The sequence below is a fragment of the Armatimonadota bacterium genome (assembly GCA_016869025.1).
Taxonomy (GTDB): Bacteria; Sysuimicrobiota; Sysuimicrobiia; order Sysuimicrobiales; family Humicultoraceae; genus VGFA01.
This window is the reverse complement of record VGFA01000001.1, coordinates 235754-255999: the sequence shown is the minus strand read 5'-3', so window position 1 is coordinate 255999 and position 20246 is coordinate 235754. Positions and strand designations below refer to the sequence as shown.

Annotated in this window: 19 protein-coding genes and 1 tRNA gene; 2 read left to right on the top strand and 18 right to left on the bottom strand. The window is 67.1% G+C overall.

Features of this window, described 5'->3' with window-relative positions; genetic code table 11:
* Window positions 1-11: 11 nt before the first annotated feature.
* From FJX73_01280 to FJX73_01225, 12 genes are all read right to left on the bottom strand, one after another.
* A complete protein-coding gene (locus FJX73_01280; protein ID MBM3469415.1) occupies window positions 12-542 on the bottom strand; it encodes a YqeG family HAD IIIA-type phosphatase in 531 nt (176 codons plus the stop codon).
* Entirely contained in the window at window positions 539-1528 is a 990-nt protein-coding gene (gene mltG, locus FJX73_01275) for an endolytic transglycosylase MltG (GenBank protein ID MBM3469414.1), read from the bottom strand. Before mltG ends, FJX73_01280 begins: the two co-directional genes overlap by 4 nt.
* Before the next feature lie 18 nt (window positions 1529-1546).
* Entirely contained in the window at window positions 1547-1906 is a 360-nt protein-coding gene (locus FJX73_01270; protein MBM3469413.1) for a DUF1292 domain-containing protein, read from the bottom strand.
* 64 nt (window positions 1907-1970) lie between these two features.
* The gene (gene ruvX / locus FJX73_01265) at window positions 1971-2441 is read right to left on the bottom strand and encodes a Holliday junction resolvase RuvX (GenBank protein MBM3469412.1); all 471 of its coding nucleotides are present in this window, start codon (window positions 2439-2441) and stop codon (window positions 1971-1973) included.
* On the bottom strand, window positions 2428-5067 hold the full coding sequence (alaS, locus tag FJX73_01260) for an alanine--tRNA ligase (GenBank protein ID MBM3469411.1): 2640 nt from the start codon (window positions 5065-5067) through the stop codon (window positions 2428-2430). Before alaS ends, ruvX begins: the two co-directional genes overlap by 14 nt.
* A gap of 50 nt (window positions 5068-5117) precedes the next feature.
* Window positions 5118-6017 (bottom strand): ABC transporter permease, encoded by a 900-nt coding sequence (locus FJX73_01255; protein MBM3469410.1) that lies wholly within the window; start codon window positions 6015-6017, stop codon window positions 5118-5120.
* 7 nt (window positions 6018-6024) lie between these two features.
* On the bottom strand, window positions 6025-6969 hold the full coding sequence (locus tag FJX73_01250; GenBank protein MBM3469409.1) for an ABC transporter permease: 945 nt from the start codon (window positions 6967-6969) through the stop codon (window positions 6025-6027).
* A 93-nt stretch (window positions 6970-7062) separates the two neighbouring features.
* A complete protein-coding gene (locus FJX73_01245; protein ID MBM3469408.1) occupies window positions 7063-8619 on the bottom strand; it encodes an ABC transporter substrate-binding protein in 1557 nt (518 codons plus the stop codon).
* Between the two features lie 99 nt (window positions 8620-8718).
* Window positions 8719-9960: an aspartate aminotransferase family protein gene (locus FJX73_01240; GenBank protein MBM3469407.1), complete on the bottom strand. Its 1242-nt coding sequence runs from the start codon at window positions 9958-9960 to the stop codon at window positions 8719-8721.
* Between the two features lie 32 nt (window positions 9961-9992).
* Window positions 9993-10475 (bottom strand): NUDIX domain-containing protein, encoded by a 483-nt coding sequence (locus FJX73_01235; GenBank protein MBM3469406.1) that lies wholly within the window; start codon window positions 10473-10475, stop codon window positions 9993-9995.
* 95 nt (window positions 10476-10570) lie between these two features.
* Window positions 10571-11140 (bottom strand): GatB/YqeY domain-containing protein, encoded by a 570-nt coding sequence (locus FJX73_01230; protein ID MBM3469405.1) that lies wholly within the window; start codon window positions 11138-11140, stop codon window positions 10571-10573.
* Complete coding sequence (locus tag FJX73_01225) at window positions 11055-11231, bottom strand: 30S ribosomal protein S21 (GenBank protein MBM3469404.1); 177 nt, start codon at window positions 11229-11231, stop codon at window positions 11055-11057. The genes FJX73_01230 and FJX73_01225 overlap by 86 nt, the downstream gene beginning before the upstream one ends.
* A 287-nt stretch (window positions 11232-11518) precedes the next feature.
* Between FJX73_01225 and FJX73_01220 the strand changes: the two genes are divergently transcribed.
* On the top strand, window positions 11519-12694 hold the full coding sequence (locus FJX73_01220; protein MBM3469403.1) for a thiolase family protein: 1176 nt from the start codon (window positions 11519-11521) through the stop codon (window positions 12692-12694).
* Between the two features lie 230 nt (window positions 12695-12924).
* On the opposite strand, the gene FJX73_01215 is transcribed toward FJX73_01220, so the two are convergent.
* Window positions 12925-13665 (bottom strand): DUF881 domain-containing protein, encoded by a 741-nt coding sequence (locus FJX73_01215; protein ID MBM3469402.1) that lies wholly within the window; start codon window positions 13663-13665, stop codon window positions 12925-12927.
* 251 nt (window positions 13666-13916) lie between these two features.
* Here FJX73_01215 and groL point away from each other — a divergent pair, with 251 nt between their 5' ends.
* On the top strand, window positions 13917-15548 hold the full coding sequence (gene groL, locus FJX73_01210; protein MBM3469401.1) for a chaperonin GroEL: 1632 nt from the start codon (window positions 13917-13919) through the stop codon (window positions 15546-15548).
* A 145-nt stretch (window positions 15549-15693) separates the two neighbouring features.
* On the opposite strand, the gene FJX73_01205 is transcribed toward groL, so the two are convergent.
* The 5 genes from FJX73_01205 to FJX73_01185 form a co-directional block, all read right to left on the bottom strand.
* Window positions 15694-15770: transfer RNA gene (locus FJX73_01205), tRNA-His, on the bottom strand.
* A gap of 41 nt (window positions 15771-15811) precedes the next feature.
* On the bottom strand, window positions 15812-16114 hold the full coding sequence (locus FJX73_01200) for a hypothetical protein (GenBank protein MBM3469400.1): 303 nt from the start codon (window positions 16112-16114) through the stop codon (window positions 15812-15814).
* A gap of 106 nt (window positions 16115-16220) precedes the next feature.
* Window positions 16221-17633 (bottom strand): hypothetical protein, encoded by a 1413-nt coding sequence (locus FJX73_01195; GenBank protein ID MBM3469399.1) that lies wholly within the window; start codon window positions 17631-17633, stop codon window positions 16221-16223.
* Window positions 17634-17645: 12 nt separating this feature from the next.
* The gene (locus tag FJX73_01190; protein ID MBM3469398.1) at window positions 17646-18389 is read right to left on the bottom strand and encodes a hypothetical protein; all 744 of its coding nucleotides are present in this window, start codon (window positions 18387-18389) and stop codon (window positions 17646-17648) included.
* Window positions 18390-18881: 492 nt separating this feature from the next.
* Entirely contained in the window at window positions 18882-20246 is a 1365-nt protein-coding gene (locus FJX73_01185; protein ID MBM3469397.1) for a phenylacetate--CoA ligase family protein, read from the bottom strand.

Sequence of the window (20246 nt, the reverse complement as noted above, 5' to 3'; positions counted from 1 at the left end):
AAGCCGGAAGGTCAGACCTGCGGCCGGACCGGCACAACTCCCTTGCGAGCGAGCGCGCGCAGCACGAATCGCTCGATCGCCCTCACGAAGCGAACGCGCAGGGGTTCGTACGGCGACAGCGGCCCGGTCAGGATGGTGGGAATGCCGAGCCGGTTCCCGGCCAGCACGTCCGTGAAGAGCTGGTCGCCTACCATAGCCGTTCGATCCGGTGAGGTACCAAGGATGCGCAACGCACGGCGCAGCTTGTCGGCGCTGGGTTTCGATCTCCCCGGTGCCGCCGGCAGCTCCAAGGCCACGGTGGCGGCGCGCAGCCGCCGCGAGAGGGTGTTGGACACGAGGCAGACCGGGATGCCTGACCGCCGGAGGTCCTCCAGCCAGGCCAGAACCTCCTCTGGCGGCTCGCTCTTGCCCCAGGCCACAAGTGTGTTGTCCAGGTCAAGCATGAGCGCCTCGATTCCCCAGGCCCGCAGCCGCGATGGCGTAAGGTCGAACACCGCGTCAACGCAGTACCGGGGCGCGAGCAGGCGCAGGAGGTTGCTCATCTCCGGTACCGTATGATCGCGTCCTGGTGCTCCCGCAGCGTGCGGCTGAAGTGGTGGGAACCGTCGGGCCGCAGGACATAGTACAGGAACGGTGTCTCAGCCGGTGCCGCGGCAGCGGCAACCGCAGCCAGGCCAGGGTTGGCGATCGGTCCGGGCGGCAGACCGGGATTCCGGTAGGTGTTGTACGGCGAGTCAACCGCGAGGTCCGCGAGCGCGAGCTCGGCCTTGTGCCGCCCCAGCGCGTAGAGCACGGTGGCGTCTATCTCCAGGCGCATGCCCAGGCGCAGTCTATTGTAGATCACGCCGGCGATCACCGCGCGCTCCTCCGGAACCCGGGCTTCCCGCTCGATCATGGAGGCCACCGTTACGAGCTGGTGGAGACTCAGGCCCCGCGCGCGCGCCGCTTCGCGCAGATCGGCGCCGATCACGGCATCGAACCTGCCCAGGAACCGTGCGACGAGCGCCGGCTCCCCAAGCCCACGCGGCAGGAGGTAGGTGTCGGGGAAGAGGTATCCTTCCGAGCGCAACGCCAGATCCAGAAACCGATCGCGATCTGCCAGCCCGGCCTCTGCCAGGGCATCGGCGATCTGAGCCGCCGTGAACCCCTCTGGGATGGTGATGCGGTGCAGGATCGCTTCGCCCCGAGCCAGGACGCCCACGATCTGCCAGGCGCTCTGCGCCGGGCTGAGCGCGTACTCGCCGCTGCGGAGCCGGCCGTCCACGCGCCGCAGCCGCGCCGCAATCACCACGGCGCGCGCGCTACGCACGACCCGGGCCTCGGCCAGACGACGGCCGATCTGCCAGGTGGTCTCCCCCGGTGGCACGACCACGGTGCGGGAGCGGTCCGGACCTCCGGGAGGCCGCATCTCGCACCACAGGAGCGCGGCAGCCGCCGCGCCCAGAAACACGGCACCGGCGACCGCGATGCCCACCGACAACACCGCGCGCCGGAGCCTGATGCGGCACAGGACGCCCGTACCGATCATGGGAGGCCGCGGGGCAGTCTACTCGTCCTCCTCATCCTCGTCGTCCGCCCGGTCTCCGTTGGCCTGGGCCTCGCCGGCCAGATCGTCGAGAACGTCCAGGTCATCGCGGTCCTCGCCGCCCTCCTCAAGGATGATCTCCCCGTACCCGGCGGTCTCCTCGAGCGCGGCCACCACGCGGCTCAGTTCATCGTCGTCCTCAATCGGCACAAGATGCTCGGGGGTCTCCACTCTGAAGATGACCGCGGCCGCGTCTTCCTCATCCTCAGGGAGCAGAACGGCGTAGCGACGGTCTTCGACTTCCACGATGTCCACCACACTGAACCGGTGCGCGATTCCGTCCTCGTCCTCCAGCGTTACCACTTCCATTTCTTCAATCACAGAACACCTCCAAGCCCACCGGCCCTTGCCGTCCGCAGCCCCCTCCTCCCCGCAGATCGGCCAGTCACGGAGGGAGCATAACACCTTCATCCGAGCCGGGCAACGGCCGGCGGCGGCGATCTAGGTAGGGCTGCAGGATCAACGCCGCCGCCACCGCGTCGCGCTTCCTGCGCCGCTCGCGGCCGCCGGCGCCCCCCTCGCGCATTGCCCTGTCCGCGCCCGCGGTCGAGAAGCGCTCGTCCACCTCAACAACCGGTATCCGAAGCGCCGCGCGCAGGCGCAGGGCGAAACGGGCGGCCGATTCCGCCTGGGAACCCACGGTCCCACTCGCGGTCAGGGGTCTTCCCACAACCACTTCCGCGACCCCGTACGTCTCAACCAGCTTTCGTACGTAGGCCAGGTCGCCTGACCACCCCTTGCGCCCGCGGACTTCGAGGGGCAGGGCGATACGCCCCATGGGATCGCTGATCGCGATCCCGAGCCGTCGCTCGCCCGGGTCTATTGCCAGAACCCGCGGCCCCTCAGGATGTCGCACCCAGGCGCCTCACCTCGGCGGCGGCGGACGCCAGGGCCTCGTCGAGCCGCTCCACGTCGCGGCCGGCCGCCTGTGCCAGCTCCGCCTTCCCGCCTCCGGTGCCTCCCATGCGGGCAGCAATCGCTCGAACAAGGGCGTCGGCGCGCACACCGCGCCCGGTGAGGTCCGGGGTAACCATCACGACGAGATTGGCCCGATCGCCCGAGGCGCTGGCCAGCACGTAGACCCCGCTGCCCAGACGGTGACGCAGACGATCGCCCGCAGCGCGCAGGGAGTCGTGGGCGGCACCGTCTTCCAGGCGGGCGGTGACCACCCGCAAGCCACCAACGTCGGCCTCATCATGGTGAGTCTCGCCGATTTCGCCTGCCTGGCGCTGTCTCTCGATGCGCTCAAGGGCGCGCACCTGATCGCTCAGACGGTGCACGCGCTCGAGCACCTCTGAGGGCGCGGCACGCAGCGATGTGCCTATCTCCGCCAGGAGTTGCTCGTTGCCCAGCGCGCGCTCGTAGGCGCGCCACCCGGTCACGGCCTCAATCCGGCGGATGCCCGCGGCCACACCGCTCTCGGAAATGATGGTGAACAACCCCACTTCCCCGGTGTTGGTCAGGTGGGTTCCGCCGCAGAGCTCGCGGCTGTACCCTTCTACCGACACCACGCGGACGACCTCGCCGTACTTCTCACCGAAGAGGGCCTTTGACCCCAGGTCACGCGCGCGGTCGAGCGTCATGGCGGCCGCGCGCACGGGTCTGGCCTTCATCACCATCTCGTTCACGCGGCGCTCCACCCGAGCGCGCTCCTGTGGCGTAAGGGCCACCGCGTGGGTGAAATCGAACCGGAGGCGGTCGGGCGCCACCAGCGAGCCCGCCTGCTGCGCGTGCTCGCCCAACACCTCCTGGAGCGCCTGGTGCAGCAGGTGGGTCGCGGTGTGGTTGCGTCTTATGGCGTCCCGCCTCTCCCTCTCAACGCCGGCCCGCACACGCATCCCTTCACGGACGCGGCCCGAGATCACACGCCCGGCGTGGCCGGTGATCATAGAATTCAGGCGGCACGCATCGCCTACCTCAACACGCAGCCCCCGCGCGGTCACGATGCCCGAATCGCCCACCTGGCCCCCGGCCTCGGCGTAGAACGGTGTGCGGTCCAGCACGAGGACGACCTCGTACCCGGTGCCGGCTTCATCAACGCGCATCCCGTCTCGGAACACCGCCAGCACCGTTGCCGGCGAGTCATAGCGAGCATAGCCGACGAACGTGGTGGCCGGGAGGTCATCCAGGGCGGCGGCCTCCACGCCCGCCGCGCCCCTTCCCGGCGGTCCCCCTGCGCCCTCGCGACTCCTGCGGCGCTGTTCCTCCATCTCCTGCCGGAAGCCCTCCTCGTCAATGCCAAGGCCTGCCTCGCCTGCCAGGTCTCGCGTCATCTCAATAGGGAATCCGTAGGTGTCGTACAGCCGGAACGCGTCCGGGCCGGAGATCACGCGCCCGCCCCGCGCCTGCGTCGCCTCCACGACCTCGGCCACCCGCTCCAGGCCCGCCGAGAGAGTCTGTGCGAAGCGGGCCTCCTCGGCCCCGAGGATCTTGAGAATGAACTCGTGCCGCGTGACCAGCTCAGGGTAGTCCGGCGCCATCTGCTCGATCACGACATCGGCGACCTCGCCTACGAACGGTCCCTCGAAACCGATGCGGCGACCGAACCGTATGGCACGGCGCAGGATCATGCGCAGCACATAGGCGCGGCCCTCGTTGCCTGGCATCACTCCGTCTGCGACCAAGAACGTTCCTGCCCTGACGTGGTCGGCGATCACCCTGTACGCGACCACGGCCTGCTGTCGCTGGACGTCGGTGTGCCCAAGCAGGCCCTGCACGCGCTCCACGATCGGCGCGAACAGGTCGGTGTCGTAGTTCGTGGCCGCCTGCTGCGCCACGGCGGCGATGCGCTCGATGCCCAATCCTGTGTCCACGCCCGGCCTGGGCAGGAGCGTGCGCGTGCCGTCCGGCGCCTGGTTGTACTGCATGAATACGAGGTTCCAGATCTCCAGCCACCGCTGGCAATCGTTGTCCAGGGCCACACTGCAGTCCGAACGGCCGCAGGTACAGCGCTGCGGACCCCAGTCGTAGTGCAGCTCCGCGGTGGGGCCGCACGGGCCGATCTCGCCCATGGACCAGAAGTTGGTCTTCTCCCCCATGCGCATGATCCGATCCTCGGGCACACCGACGGCTCTCCAGTGCGCGAAGGCCTCGTCGTCATCGTCCAGCACCGTGGCGATCAGACGGTCGGGCGCGACGCCTATCTCCTGCGTGATGAACTCCCAGGCGTAGGCGATCGCCTCGCGCTTGAAGTAGTCGCCGAAGCTGAAGTTGCCTGCCATGAAGAACAGCGTGTGGTGGCGCGGGCTCGGTCCAACCTGCTCCAGGTCGTTGTGCTTGCCGCTGACGCGGAGACAGCGCTGTATCGAAGCCGCCCGCACGTACGACCGCTGCTCCAGCCCCAGGAAGACGTCCTTGAACTGCACCATCCCGGCATTGGTGAACAGCAGCGTGGGGTCGCCCGCAGGCACGAGCGAGGCGCTGGCGACCACCGTGTGGCCGCGGTCCTGGAAGAACCGAAGAAAGCGGCGGGCAACGGCCATCCCGCCGGTGCCGCGCTCGGTTGACATCTCCATAGGCGTCCTGTGTGGATCTAGCCGAGCCCGCCGCGCAGCCGGGGGTCCGCCAGGTCCCGCAGGCCGTCGCCCAACAGGTTCAGTCCCAGCACCGTGACGAGGATCGCCACCCCGGGGAAGATCGTGATCCAGGGCGCGGTCTGCATGAACATCCGGCCGGTGGTTATGACCGTTCCCCAGCTTGGAATGTACGGGGGCAGACCTACTCCCAGGAAGCTCAGGGCCGCCTCGGCCAGTACCGATTGCGCAAAGATGAAAGTGCCCTGGACGATCACGGGCGGCAAGCAGTTGGGAAGAATATGGCGGGAGAGGATGCGTGCATCGCTTGCGCCCATGGCCTGGGCCGCCTGCACATAGTCTAGCTCACGGACCACGAGTGTCACGCTCCGCACAACACGCGCTACGTTGGGAGTATAGACCACCGCCAGCGCGATGATGATATTGGAGAGCCGGGCACCCAGCGCGGCCATCAGCGCGATGGCCAGCAGGGTTGAGGGAAACGCCATCAGGCCGTCCATGATTCTCATAAGGAACCGGTCAAGCCGGTCGGAGTACCCCGCGGTCAGGCCGAGCATGATCCCAGCCCCCGCGGCGCAAAACACAACGAATATGCCAACCACCAGCGATATTCGCGCCCCGTAGATCACCCGGCTCAAGATGTCGCGTCCCATGTTGTCGGTGCCAAAGAAATGCGCGCTGCTGGGGCCCTGCAGTCGCCGGGGCACCTCGATCTCCTGGGGATCGTAAGGCGCAAAAACCGGGGCCATCACTGCGACCACCAGAACCGCCAGCACGACGCACCCGCCGATGAGCGTAGACCTGCTCCGTCGCAGGGCGCGGAAGACAACGGTCCACGTGCCAGCCGGAGGCCGGGACAGGGCCGAATAGTCATTGATGGAGGCGACCACTTCGCTCATGGAAACCTCACGCGTATTTGATCCGCGGATCGAGGTAAACGTAGAGCACGTCAATCAACAGGTTCACCATCACGTAGCTCGAGGCCACGAAGATCAGGACCCCCTGTACGACGGGGTAGTCGCGCCGCATTACCGACGAGATGACCAGACGGCCCACGCCGGGCAGGGCGAAGACCGTCTCGGTCACGATGGCACCGGCGAGCAGGCCGCCCAACGCCAGGCCGACCACGGTCAGTGTGGGGATCATCGCATTGCGGAGCGCGTGGTGATAGATCACAATCCGTTCCCGATTCCCCTTGGATCGGGCCGTCCGGATGTAGTCCTGTCCGAGGACCTCCAGCATGCTCGAACGCGTCATGCGTGCGATCAGCGCCGAGGCGCTGAAGCCCAGGGTGAAGGCGGGCAACACCAGCGACCTAAAGGCGCCAGCGAGCGATTGGTCGAGCGGCACGTAGCCCGCCACCGGGAACAGCCCCAGGTAGACAGAAAAGAGCAGGATCAGGTTGAGGCCCATCCAGAAGGTGGGCACCGATACCCCAAAGAGCGCGACGCCCATCGCGGCCTGGTCTACCCAGGTGTTGCGCCGCACCGCCGCGACGACGCCGGCCGGGATCCCAATCAAGACGGCCACTGTGAGGGACATCAGCGTCAGCATCACGGTGGGCTCGATCCGCTCGAATATCGCTTGAAGCACCGGGCGCTGCAGGAAGATCGAGTAGCCCAGGTCGCCCTGCAGGGTGCGGCCGTACCACCGCAGGAGCTGAATGAGGAGAGGCCGGTCCAGGCCCATATGATGCTTGAGGTTCGCCACGTCCTCGGTGGTGGCATCGGGGCCCAACATGACCGAGGCCGGGTCGCCGGGCGTCAGGTAGATGAGGAAGAACCCTACCGTCGCCACTATCATGAGGACCGGCAGCAGCGCGATCAGCCGGCGAACTATGTATCCGGTCATCGTTGGGTCGGAGTCCTCTGCGAGATCCGCGCGGCCGGGCCGTACCCGGTGGAGGGGGCGAGTCCCCCCTCCACCACCGAACCCGGCACCAAACTACCGCGTCTCAAGCCACGAATTCCACCACACATGGGTGGGGATGTTGACGTAGCCCTTGAGTTCCTTCCTGAAGAGGTGCAGCACGAAGTAGTCGCCGAACTTGATCGTGCCCGCATCCTCGTACCAGAGCTTCTGCATCCGCTTCCAGAGTTCGTGGCGCACCTTGGGGTCGGAGTGCCGCCGCATCAGGGTCATCATCGCGTTCATGTCGCGGTTGTCGTACCAGCCCGGCCACGTGGGCTGCAGCGACAGCAGCAGCACCGGATCGGCGACGAAGCTGAACGCCGTGCTGAACACGTCCCAAAGCTCGGGCCTCGCGCGGCGCGCCACCAGCGTGGCCCAGTCCACAACCTGGAGGTCCACCACGAACCCCGCCCGCTCGAGCATCGGCTTGACCACCTGTGCCGCGGTTCCGTAGGCCACGTACTCCATGGTGGTGACCCAACGGATGGGCTCGCCCTTGTAGCCGGCCTCGGCCAGCAACTGCCTGGCGCGCTCGGTGTTCTTCTGGTTCACGAACTCCTTGCCGGCGTCGGTCCACAGGTAGTGTTCCTTGGGCATCAGCCCGGGGTCTATGCGCCAGAAGCGCGGGTTGCCGTAGGCCGCCCGCATGACGGCCTCCTGATCCAGCACGGCCTGGAAGGCCTGGCGGATCTTCCGGTTCCCCATCAGGGGCGACCTGTTGTTGAAGACCGCGGTGAGCCAGCTCGCCGTCTCGGTGATGTAGGGCACCAGGTCGGGATCGGTCCGCAGGCGGTCGTACTCGTCGGGCGGGATCGTCTCGGCGAAGTGGTACTCGCCCCTCTTCACGCCGGCGATCCGCACCGCCGCGTCAGGCACGGGGATGATGTAGATGGAGTCGAAGTAGGCGTGCTTGCGCCCGGTTGCCCCGTCCGGCTCCTCGGTGCGAGCCGCGTAGCCCTCAAACCGATCGAGCCGGATGTGACGGTCAGGGAGGTGCTCAACGAACCTGTACGGGCCGGTGCTGATGAACCGCTTGACCATGCCTGTGCCGGCCTCGTCGATCACCTCTTTGGGGAAGATGACCGCGGACTGCCCGACCCAGCCCAGATCCAGTGCCAGCAGCGCGTACGGCTCCCGCAGCTTCATCACCACGGTCAGGGGATCGGGGTTGGTGACCGAGACCACGTTCGCAAACAGCGATCGGCCCCGCGTTGCGATCCGGCCCCAGCGCTCAAGCGATGCCTTGACGTCCTCGCTTGTCATCTCCTTGCCGTTGTGGAACTTCACTCCCCGCCGCAGGGTGAACGTGTACGTTAGCCGGTCTGGGGCCAGCGTCCACTTGTCCACGAGCACCGGCTTGGGCTCGAACTTCTTGTTGACCGCGAACAGGCCCTCGTTGACGTGGTACATGATGTGGCCGGTGATCGCCGCGGTGGTCCAGTGCTGATCCAGTGTCGGCGGCTCACCGATGTGCGCGATCCGCAGGGCACCGCCACGCCGCGGCTGCTGAGCCGCGCTGGGGATCATGGGAAGGAGAACAAGGGCCAGGATGACGGCCAGTGCGATTGCACGACCCGGGAGGAACCTCACGATGGCATTCCCTCCTTAGACTTCGTGTGGCGTAGTGTGACACTAGCATATCCGAAACCATCTCACAACACTTCGCGCGCTGCCGGCGCGGGCGCTGGCCTACTGCGCACCGGGAGCGGCTTCGATCTCGGAGAGCAGCGCCCGCGCCTCCTTCAGGGCATCGCCGAATGCCTCCACCGCGCGATCCACCTGGGCATCGGTCGCGATCAGCGGCGGAGCAAACCTGATGACCTCGGGCCGGTTGATCCCGTGGAAGGCCAGCACCTGTCGCTGCACCATTCCGGCAAGCACCAGGAAGGCCACGTCGGGGTCGGCGAACTCCGCGCCGACCAGACAACCGCGACCCCGGACATCCGTGGTCATCCCGGGAACGGTCGCGGCCGCCTGGCGGAGCCCGGCCATCAGGCGATTCCCTATCGCCGTTGCGCGAGGCAGCAGCCCTTCCTCCTGGATGACCCGTATCGTGGCCGCGGACGCGGCCCATCCCAGGCGGTTGCCGAACGTGGTGGTGTGCATGTAGGGATGCTTCGTCATCGCCCCCCACAGGTGCGGGCGGGCGATGAAAGCCCCTACCGGCGCGATCCCGCCACCCAGCCCCTTGGACGAAGTGAGGACGTCCGGTGCCACGTCCTCGTGCTCACATGCCCACATCTTGCCAGTGCGGCCCATCCCGGTCTGCACCTCATCAAGGATGAGCACGGCGCCGGAGCGGTCACAGATCTCGCGCAGCGCCCTCAGGTAGCCATCCGGCGGCACCACCACCCCGTTCTCACCCTGGATCGGCTCCACGATCACGGCGCCGGTCTGTGGGGTCACCTTGGAGGCGACCGCCTCGGCATCCCCGAACGGCACATGGACGACGCCGGGCACCAGCGGCTCGAATGGCTTGCGGTACATTTCCCGCCCGGAAACCGAAAGGGCGCCCAGCGTCTTGCCGTGGAACGCGCCGATCGTGGCGATGATCTCGGGTCGCCCGGTCGCGGCGCGCGCCAACTTGAGCGCTCCCTCGTTCGCCTCCGCGCCGCTGTTGCAGAAGAACACGTACTGGAGATCGCCCGGCGTGATCTCAGCCAGGAGCGCAGCGAGCTGACCCATCGGCTCGTTGGGCATGATCCGCACCGAGAGCGGCATCCGGTCGAGCTCGCGCCGTACGGCTTCGACAACCTTGGGGTGGCGGTGTCCCACGATGAAGACCGCGGGGCCGCAGGCGAAGTCCAGATACTCGCGGCCGTAGGCGTCTCGAATCACGGCCCCCTGGGCTTCGACCTCCAGCGTCTCCACGCCGAGGAACTTGTAGCCCTGAACCCACGAGGGGTTCAGGTGGTCGGAGTACTGCTGCATAACGCGCCGGACGCGCTCGTCAACCTCGCGACTCATCCCTCTGCCTCCCCAGCCGTCGCCAGGCATTCCAGCGCGCTCTGCGCCCGGCGAACAATCTCGCGCGTCTCGTTGTACTTGATCCGCGCCAGCGCCTCGGTGAACGTTACCCACTCCGCGGCCACGAATCCTTCTTCGCGCTGGGGCCGGGTTTCCTCCCCGCCGAGGAACTCCAGGAGGAAGTAGTGGACGGTCTTGTCATAGAACGTGTCCTCGGTGCGCCAGAAGAACGAGTACCGCTCTCGCCCAAGGTCGCTCACCACGCGCACATTCGAGAGTCCTGCTTCCTCGCACACCTCGCGCAATGCAACGGCCTCGGAGGTCTCCCCGGGCTCGATGGTGCCCTTGGGCAACATCCACTTGCCGGCCTCATGCTGCAGGATCAGGATCCGCACCTCGTCGCCGGCGCGATTGTACACCACGCCGCCGGCGCTCTGGGCACGCTTGATCGGTCTTCGCTGCCTCGATGGTGCCGCCATTCTCTCTGAACCGCCCTCAGTTCGTCACGCCTGTCACCAACAGGAAAGCCCGGGGAGCACCCCGGGCTCACACCCGCGCCCGCGCGAGCCGATGCCTAGCATCCCAACGCCTCGCGCACGATGCGCTCGACCGCCCGGCCCTCTGCTCGTCCGGCCACCCGGCGCATCACCTGGCCCATCACGCGGCCAAACTCCCTGCCGCCGGTTGCTCCTGTCTCGGCCACGACCTCCGCCACAATCCGACGGAGCTCGGCATCTTCCAACGGCGCAGGGAGGTAGCCCAGCAGGATGGCCATCTCCAGCTGCTCCTTCGCTACGAGATCGTCCCTCCCGCCCCGCGTGAAACCCTCGATCGCCTCGCGGCGGCGCCGGACTTCGCGCTGCACGACCTCGATCACCTCGGACTCGGCAAGTGGCCGGCGGCGTTCGATCTCGGCGTTCTTCAGCGCCGCACGCGCCAGGCGGATGGTCGAGGTGCGCAGCGCGTCCCTGGCGCGCATCGCCGCCTTGAGGTCCTCCTCGAGGCGCTGCTCGATCTTCACCAGCGTTCCCTTGTGACCTGGACCTGCCCGGCCGGACCTAGCGGCGCCGCCGCTTTGCGCTGCGGGCCAGCTTCCGGCGCTTCTTCTGGGCCGGCGTTTCGAAGTGCTCGTGACGCTTGGCATCGGTGAGGATTCCGGAACGCTTCACCTGCCGCTTGAACCGCCGCAGCGCGGCGTCCAGACTCTCGTCCTTCCCCACGCGGATCTCCGCCATCGCCCCATCACCCCTCAAACAGACAGGAAGCAGGCTCCTCCACCCTGCGCTTGAGGAACCTGCCGTCCCAAACCGGCGCGGCCGCCACTTCCAACCGCCGCCTCAACGATCGTGGCAGGTCTTACGACGAGCGTATTATACATCAGCCCGAAATGGGGTGTCAAAAACCACGCTACCCTGGACTTTGCTCAAACGCTTGCGCGGTTCACAAGGCCCTTGACGCAACCGCTTGCGCGCGCGGGCGCGCCGGGTAGACTGGACAGGGGGTCAAACCAGGAGGTTGCGGCATGGGCGATGTGATGGTCCTGAGTGCGGTGCGAACACCGATCGGACGGTTCATGGGAGGCCTGGCGACGATCCCTGCCACGCGGCTCGGCGGCCTGGTTGTGGCCGAGGCCGTGCGGCGGGCCGGCGTGCCGACCGACGCGGTCAGCGAGGTAATCATGGGCAACGTATTGAGCGCCGGCCTGGGTCAGGCACCGGCCCGCCAGAGTGTGCTTGCTGCGGGGTTGCCGAACTCGGTCCCGGCCACCATGGTCAACAAGATGTGCGGATCCGGGCTCAAGGCGGTGATGCTGGGCTGCCAGGCAATCCAGGCCGGGGACGCGGAGGTCGTGGTCGCCGGCGGGATGGAGAACATGAGCGCGGCCCCGTACCTGGCCGAGCGCGCGCGCACCGGGTACCGGCTGGGAGATGGCATCCTGGTGGACGCTATCCTCCGCGACGGGCTGCACGACGCCTACGGCCACGGGCACATGGGCAACTGCGCCGAGATCCTGGCACGCAACCATGGGATCACGCGCGAGGAACAGGACGCATTTGCCGCGGAGAGCTACAGGCGTGCCATCGCGGCGATGGACGCAGGCGAGTTCGGCAACGAGATCCTGCCGGTCCAGCCCGACGGCGGCGCGCCGATGGTGGCCGAGGATGAAGAACCCCGCCGGGTGAACTACGCCAAGATCCCGACCCTGAAGCCCGCCTTCCAGGAGGGCGGCACGGTGACCGCCGCCAACGCGAGCTCGATCAGCGACGGCGCTGCCGCGGTGGTGCTGGCATCGTCCGAGGCCGCACGCTGGCTGGGCCGGACGCCGCTGGCCAGGATCACCGGGCAGGCCGTGGCGGCCATGGCGCCTGAGTGGTTTACCATCGCGCCCGCCGAGGCCATCCGGCGCCTGCTTGCCAGAGTGGGGTGGACCGCGCAAGATGTGAACCTCTTTGAGATCAACGAGGCGTTCTCCGCGGTCGTCATCGGCGTGACCCGCGAGTTGGGAATCGGGACCGAACGGGTCAATGTACGCGGCGGAGCCGTGGCTATGGGACACCCCATCGGAGCAAGCGGCGCGCGGATCTTCACCACTCTCTTGCACGCGATGGCCGCCCGGGGAGAACGGCGGGGCGTGGCCGCGGCGTGCCTGGCCGGTGGGGAGGCAGTGGCGCTGGCAGTCGAAGTGGCCGCGGCATGACTGGCCGGCAAGACTGATTGACGGCCGCTGGGGGCACGCATATAATGAACCCCCGCCTCAAACGAGGGCGGTGCCGCACGGTCGGGTCGTACCAAGAACGCGCCGCACGGCCAGGACCCAAGAGCGGCATGCCTCTCTGAGGGCGGGAGAACGGTGCGGCCGTGCCGGCCGGAGGAGACTGGGCTACGCCCTGGCTCACCTGGCGGCGGCCGCGCCGGCTTTCTGGACGGCTACTCGGCGGGTTTGGGCCGGGCGTGACGAAAAGGCTCAACCGAACCCCTGGCAGGAATCCGCAGCCGTTCGTGAACCTGCACCGTCACCTGTATCCCCACGGAGCGCAGCCCCTCCACGAACCCACCGCGGATGGCCAGGGCCGCCTGCAGCGCGGCCGGATCCCCGATGGCCTCGATCCTGTACGGCGGGACAACTGCGGTGGATCCTACCTGCAAGGCACCGCCTGACAGCCGGATGCTGGTCGTGGCCAAGACGCGGATCCCGTTGATGGCCATGGCTTCTGCACCTGCGGACCAGAGCTCGTTGGCCACTCCGGACAGATCCTGGGCCTCCACGGCAGAGGGGAGGATGCCGCCCGTGCCAGGGGCCCCACCCCGAGCCACGACGCGGACCCCAGGGCCCTCCACCGGAACCAGGCCCAGCACCAACCTGTAGCGGGCCAGCTCCCTCGCCATGGCCTCGGACAGGCTGCGGCCCTCGATGACCGCGGCCTCGTAGTCACGCGCCCGCCGCCTCAGCGCCTCCACCTCGGCCTCCAGTTGCCTTCGTGCGTCTTCCTGTTGCCTGACAAGGACGGCTAGTTCCGTGAGACGCCAGGAAGGCAACACCCCGGCCTGGCGGATGGGCTGCCGGGCCCTCATCTGCGCCACGACCATGAAGCCAACGGCGACAAGAAACAGCGCCACGGCGCCCTGCAACCTGCTGATGGAAAGCATGGCTCGGGTGCGTCCCAACATGCGTCCAGTATATCACCTGGCACCGCGGCCACCCCCTGCCCGAGGGCATACGTGACAGTCAGAAACGTCGAAAAACCGCGAAAGCTGGAGAAATCGGGGTCTTCGCAGAGAGAATGGGAGCTAGCGCATGGAAACCACTCAGGATGGCCTGGGTGTCATTCTTGCGTTGACGCTGCAGGTTCTGAACAATAAGGGATGGATTGGCACTGTCCGGTGGAGAGTGCTAACACACCGCTGCAAGGAGGATGAAGATGCCGGCCAAGCAACTGCTCTACGATGAGAACGCGCGCCGGGCACTCGAGCGGGGCGTTGAACGAGTGGCCAGCGCGGTCAAGATCACGTTGGGACCGAAGGGACGCAACGTGGTGCTTGAGAAGAAGTGGGGATCCCCCACGATCACAAAGGACGGCGTCACCGTGGCCAAGGAGATCGAGCTCGAAGATCCCACCGAGAACATGGGTGCGCAGCTCGTCAAGGAGGTGGCCAGCAAGACCAACGACGCGGCGGGCGACGGCACAACCACCGCGACCGTGCTGGCCTGGGCAATGGTGCGGGAGGGCCTGAAGAACGTCGCGGCCGGCGCAAACCCAATGCTGATCAAGCGCGGCATTGACAAGGCGGTGGACGCGGTCGTCGGGGCAATCAAAGAAGCGAGCATCCAGATCGAGGACCGTCGCGAGATCGCCCATGTCGCGGGCATCGCCGCCAACGATGCCGAGATCGGTGAGACCATCGCCGACGCAATGGACAAGGTGGGCAAGGACGGCGTCATCACGATCGAGGAAGGCAAGGGCATCGAGACCACGGTCGAGGTGGTCGAGGGCATGCAGTTCGACCGCGGCTACATATCGCCGTACTTCATCACCGACCCCGACAAGATGGAGACCGTCCTCGAAAACCCCTATATCCTGCTCACCGAGAAGAAGATCAGCGCCGCCCGCGACATAGTGCCACTGATGGAGAAGGTGATCCGGACGGGCAGGCCGCTCGTCGTCGTGGCGGAGGACGTTGAAGGTGAAGCGCTGGCAACCCTGGTGGTCAACAAGCTCCGGGGCGTCCTGCACAGCCTGGCAGTGAAGGCCCCTGGCTACGGCGACCGCCGCAAGGCCATGCTCGGGGACATGGCGGTCCTGACCGGCGCCAAGGTCATCTCGGATGATATCGGGATCAAGCTTGACACCGCGGAGCTGGAGCTGCTCGGCCGGGCCGACAAGGTGAAGGCAACGAAGGAGGAGACGACGCTCGTCGGCGGCAAGGGCTCCAAGGCCGACATTGATGGCCGCGTCGCGCAGATCAAGAAGGAGATCCAGGACACGACCAGCGACTACGACCGCGAGAAGCTGCAGGAGCGCCTGGCGAAGCTGGGCGGGGGCGTCGCCGAGATCAAGGTCGGCGCCGCGACCGAGACCGAGATGAAGGAGAAGAAGCACCGCTTCGAGGACGCGCTCAACGCCACCAAGGCCGCCGTAGAGGAAGGCATCGTGCCAGGCGGCGGGGTTGCGCTCCTGCGGGCGCTATCGCGGCTCGACGGCATCTCGGACGGCGGCGACGAGCAGATCGGAGTCAGCCTGGTGCGCCGCGCCCTGGAGGAGCCAACGCGACAACTCGTGCACAACGCCGGCGGGGAAGGGTCGCTGGTAGTCGAGCGCATCAAGAAGGAGAAGGGCAACACCGGCTACGACGTCGCAATGGGCGAGTACAAGGACATGATCAAGGCCGGGATCGTGGATCCGACCAAGGTCACGCGCCTGGCGCTGCAGAACGCCGCCTCAGTGGCCGGGATGCTGCTGACCACCGAGGCGATCGTGGTCGAGAAGCGCGAGAAGAAGAAGGGCGCGGCCCCCATGCCGGGTGCCGGCGGCATGCCTGACGAGGACTTCTAGACTGCCGGGCGGGGCGCCGAGTGCGCTGTGCCTTGCGCACTCTGTGCCGGGCGCGAACCGGTCCGAATGTACAGAAGGGACGCGGGTGAACCCCGCGTCCCTTCTATAAGTTCCCGCCTACATTCCCACGTTCCAGGAGCCGTGTTGGGGTGACCGACGGGATTTGAACCCGCGACTTCCTGAGCCACAGTCAGGCGCTCTGCCAGGCTGAGCTACGGCCACCACGCGTCACCGCAGATTGTAGCACAGCGCCGGGAGGCGTCTCAATCGTCGCGGGGCGGCTCGTCCGTGGGCTCCTCGGTCGGCTCCTCGGTGCGCGGCAGTAGGCCGTGCGCCGAGGCGACGCCCAGCGGCGTCAGCATCGTGACCGCATGGTCGGTGCCAACGTCCCGCCGCTCCACGAGCCCCTGCGCCTCCGCCTCCACGCGCGCGATCACAGCATGATGCAGAGGCATCCCTGTCAGATCGGCAAGGCGGCCATCCGAGAGGCCGCGACGAAACCAGGCCTTTTCATCAAGCAAGGCGGAAAGCAGCCGCGCGACGTCGGCTGTCATCTCAGGGTCCATTGACCTATCCCCTCCGGCATCAGGGATCGGGGGCTGCAACCGATTCTCTATTAGGAATGTTGTGCCCAAGATGCGCGAATTCTAGGCAGGGTCCGAGGCGCTCGCCCTACCGGTCTGTGGCCAGGGATCGCAGGTGGGGGTCTGCGAAGATGCGCGCTCCCTGAGCGCGCACGCGATTGAGAACCAGCCGCAGCTTGAGGTAGAGGCCGAGGTATTTCGTCCAGATCTCCGTGACGGCTGCCTTTCCGGTACGCGCGTCTACCTTCCAAGCCAGTCCATACGGCTGGCGGTAGTGCCGTTCCAGCGCCGAGGAAACCAGCGCCGCCTCCTCCCCCCACTTGCCATCCGCCGTCAGTTGCTCGAGCTTGAGCAGGTTCACGGCGAGGTCCACGAGCGGGTCGAGCGCGGCGAATCCGTCTGTGTCCCGGTTCGGTATCAACCCTACCGCGGTTCGCCGTCGCAACCAGGCATGGGCTGCGCGGCACGCGGCGAGCAGGCACTCCTCATCGCCCATGTCGTGGAAGATGTCGAGGAGTAGCTCCATCCACGTGTTGTTCGAGAACAGCGAGACATCCCTCGGCGCGCCTCGTGCTGACCGCACGTCGTAGAACCGACCATCCTGCGCCGTCATTGTGTCGAGCGCGGAGTGCTTCCAGCGCAGGACGGCATCCCGGACCCATTCGTGGCCCTTCGCCCTGTGGAGGGCGAGCAACCCAAAGACGAAGAACGCGTCCCCCTTGGCAACAACACTATCCCCAAACCCCGGACGCCCGCGCGCCCTGAAAGCCAGGTCCAGCATAGGAACGATAACGTCGCCCAATACGCTGGTTGGAAATCGCACGGGAAGAAGTCCATGGGCACGGAACTTCGGCAAGGCCAGCACCGCCTGTGCCATTTCCGTAGCCCAGTACAGGAGGGCCTCATTGCCGTTGACCTCATAGACCTTGACGAGGCCCTCGATCCACGCGCCGGCCAGCATCGGGCTGCCTAGCGGAAGGTGGAGGCGCACGGGTTTGCAGGGGAGTACCGCATAGACCGGGAGCCCGCCGCGGCCGGCTGCCAGAAGCCGGACACATGCCATGAAGCGCCCGACCTCGGATGAGATCACTCCCTTCCCCCAGGTGCGCAGCGACTCGACCAGCCCCCACAGGGTATCTACCGCGGCCAGGTTGGAATACAGGACCCTGTGAACGCGCCCGCGCAGACCAGCGCAGAGCGCCAGGCTCTGAATGAGCCCGCTTGGGGCCTGAGTCAGGCGCAGCGCCTCCAGAACCTGGCCCCTTGCCCACTCGCACAAAGCGCTGTCACCTGTGATCTGCCCGAGTTCGTGCACGTACTGCACGTAATCCCCCAGATCGTCAATGGTCGGACTGGGGTCGAGGATGCGTCCGCGACGGACATCCACGGTGCGCGCCAGGAGGCCGTGCCCGCCGCAGTACCGGTCGCGTAGGAGCCGGGCGATCTCGACGGCCGGGGCCAGGTCGTAGGTGTCGGATTCCGAGGGCACGCATGCCGTCACGGATTGCGCCTTTCACAGGCCTCGCGCCGCGGCCTTGTCGGAGCCGGTGAGCGAGGCGCCTGTGATTGTGGTCTTCAGAAGAGGGCGCTTGCCCGAGGGCTCGCGGGCGATGCGTTCGACCGCCTCGACGACCACCGACACCTCGCCTGCGAGGGCAGCCGTCAGAACCTGAGCCAATCCCTCGGCTGCTTCCCGCGTGTAGGCCGCGGTTGGCACGAGGAACATCATCAGCTCATCCGGGCGGTCCTGTCTGAACTGGTACTCATGGAAGATCTCCTGGCACCTGCGGGCCGGCTGACGGAGCAGCGTCACAGGGACCCGGCGTCCTGACGGCGTCATAATGAAAGCCGGGACCCGCCCCTCAAGCCCGCCCAGCAGCGGCAACGTCCTGCCGCAGGGGCAGCCCACGACGTCCCCGGCCGTCACCAGATCGCCGATCTCGTATCGGATGATCGGCATCACGTGGTTGCGCAGGTCTGTGACGAGCAGCCGCCCGCTCGCTGCCGGCGCTCCCTCCGGATCGCCGTGCTCCCCTGCCACGATCTCCACGATGAACCCTTCAGTGTTGAGGTGCCATCGCCCGAACTCGCACGTCTGCGCAACAGAGGCGCAGAGTTCAGTGGCCCCGTACCGCGAGAAGACAGGAGAGCCGAAGGTCTGATTGAGAAGTTGGCGTGTCTCCTCTTCCATCTGCTCGCCGCTGTAGAACACGCACCGGGGTCGTGTCGGTAGCCGACGGCCTGCGCGCAGCAGCACCACCGCCTGGTAATGTATGAGTCGCCGTGCTGGTTCGTAGGCGGCATTACTATCAGCATCCTGTCCGCCGGGGTTACGCCGGCCCACTCCTGCGCCTGCCAGAGATTGGCCTGCTCGAACGGAAAGGTCCTACGGTCGCGGTGGATGCGCAGCGGAAGGCCGGTGGTTCCAGAGCTGGACTTGATCATCCAGTCACGAGCGCTGGCCTGCCGCGAGACCATCTCAAGGGCTCCTGCCCTGATATCGGAGCGCCGGAGGATGGGAAGGGCGCGGAGGTCCTCAATGCTCCTGATGTCGGCCGGGGAAACACCCACCTGGTTCATCGTCCGCTTGTAGTACGGAACCGTAGAGTACGCCCAGGCGATCAGGTCGCGCAGTCTGGCCTCCTGCCTGGCGCGCAACTCACCAGGAGCCGCCAGCCGAAACAGCCCCCTGATGCCGGCCGAACGCCCGGCGCGCATCAGATCGCCTGCGCCGCTACCCGCCACACCGCTACCTCCCCTGGTGGAGAGTGCTCTTCATCACGGGTCGCTTGCCCGATGGCTCACGCGGAATGTGCTCAACCGGCGTCACGCGCACTGTGATCCCGCCCCCCAGGGCCGCCTCCAGGTGCCGGGCCAGCTCCTCCTTGCGGTCTGCGCCGTAGGCGCCGACAGGCACAACTGCGACCTCCAGCACCTCGGGACGGTCCTGCCGGAACTGGTACTCCCACAGGAGATCCCCGTGCAGCCCCACAACCATGGGCGCTATCATCGTTATCGGGATTCTGAGTCCGGAGGCCGTGACTACCCACTCCCAACTCCGGCCCTCCAGCCCGTCCAAGACCGGTAGGGTCCTCCCGCACGGGCACTTCTCCTGCCCCCCTGTTGCGCCAGCGTCCCCGATCTCGTACCGCACAAACGGCATGGCGTGGTTGCGCAGATCGGTAATGACCAGACGACCCTTTGCCGCCGGCGTTCCGTGCGGTTCGCCCGGCTCTCCGCTCACAACTTCCACAACGAACCCTTCGGTGTTCAGGTGCCACCGCCCATGTTCGCAGGTCTTCGCCACCCCGGCCGAGAACTCACGCGCCCCGTATCGGGAGAAGATCGGCGCGCCGATGGCCTGCCGAACCAGGTCGCGAGTGTCCTCGCCCATCTGCTCCGCATCGTAGAGGACGCAGCGGGGACGCGTTCGCAGCGGCCTGCCGGAACGGAGGATCGCCCGGGCCAGCAGGTGCAGCAGGCTGGGATAGCCGTAGATCACCGCGGGCGCCGCCCTCTCCACCGCCTCCGCAACTGGCCCCGGTGCCAACGCGTAGAGCAGCTCCGGAGGGAGGAAAGCGCTCCCGACCAACCAGTTCCACCGCGTCCACTTGCGAACTCCCTGGTTGTCCACCAGGCGTCTGACAAAGAGAGTGGGGTCGGCGGCCGTGACGCCGGCCCATCCGAGGTCATGCCAGAGGCTGGCCCGCTCGAACGGCAGGGTGCGCCTGTCGCGGTAGAACCACACAGGCGCGCCCGCTGTTCCCGATGACGCCCGGCGCAGTAGATCTCTCTTGCTCACCCGCGTCGACACCAGTGCATCTAGGTGCGCCCTGATGTCGCGCCGCAGCAGCACGGGCAGAAGAGGAAGATCGTCAATGCCGCGGATGTCGTCGGGCGACACCGCTGCCTGGTCCATGACCCGGCGGTAGTAAGGCACGGTGTCGTAGGCCGCGCGGATCAGGGCGCGTAGCCGCGCTTCCTGCCGCGTGCGCAGTTCCAGAGGGTCCGCCTTCTCGGCCCATCTGAGCACATCGAGTTCGCGCAGCGCCTGGCGGCGGACCAGGCGCGATCCCACGGCGAAGAGACCCCTCATCAGGGCGTTGCGCAACAC

Excerpts from the sequence above, each read along its gene's own strand:
- FJX73_01280 (MBM3469415.1), bottom strand. The coding sequence starts at position 542 with ATGAGCAACCTCCTGCGCCTGCTCGCGCCCCGGTACTGCGTTGACGCG.
- FJX73_01225 (MBM3469404.1), bottom strand. The coding sequence starts at position 11,231 with ATGGCGGAGATCCGCGTGGGGAAGGACGAGAGTCTGGACGCCGCGCTG.
- alaS (MBM3469411.1), bottom strand. The coding sequence starts at position 5,067 with ATGGCCGTTGCCCGCCGCTTTCTTCGGTTCTTCCAGGACCGCGGCCAC.
- groL (MBM3469401.1), top strand. The coding sequence starts at position 13,917 with ATGCCGGCCAAGCAACTGCTCTACGATGAGAACGCGCGCCGGGCACTC.
- FJX73_01215 (MBM3469402.1), bottom strand. The coding sequence starts at position 13,665 with ATGTTGGGACGCACCCGAGCCATGCTTTCCATCAGCAGGTTGCAGGGC.
- mltG (MBM3469414.1), bottom strand. The coding sequence starts at position 1,528 with ATGATCGGTACGGGCGTCCTGTGCCGCATCAGGCTCCGGCGCGCGGTG.
- FJX73_01235 (MBM3469406.1), bottom strand. The coding sequence starts at position 10,475 with ATGGCGGCACCATCGAGGCAGCGAAGACCGATCAAGCGTGCCCAGAGC.
- FJX73_01240 (MBM3469407.1), bottom strand. The coding sequence starts at position 9,960 with ATGCAGCAGTACTCCGACCACCTGAACCCCTCGTGGGTTCAGGGCTAC.
- FJX73_01220 (MBM3469403.1), top strand. The coding sequence starts at position 11,519 with ATGGGCGATGTGATGGTCCTGAGTGCGGTGCGAACACCGATCGGACGG.
- FJX73_01230 (MBM3469405.1), bottom strand. The coding sequence starts at position 11,140 with ATGCCAAGCGTCACGAGCACTTCGAAACGCCGGCCCAGAAGAAGCGCC.
- FJX73_01255 (MBM3469410.1), bottom strand. The coding sequence starts at position 6,017 with ATGAGCGAAGTGGTCGCCTCCATCAATGACTATTCGGCCCTGTCCCGG.
- FJX73_01200 (MBM3469400.1), bottom strand. The coding sequence starts at position 16,114 with ATGGACCCTGAGATGACAGCCGACGTCGCGCGGCTGCTTTCCGCCTTG.
- FJX73_01250 (MBM3469409.1), bottom strand. The coding sequence starts at position 6,969 with ATGACCGGATACATAGTTCGCCGGCTGATCGCGCTGCTGCCGGTCCTC.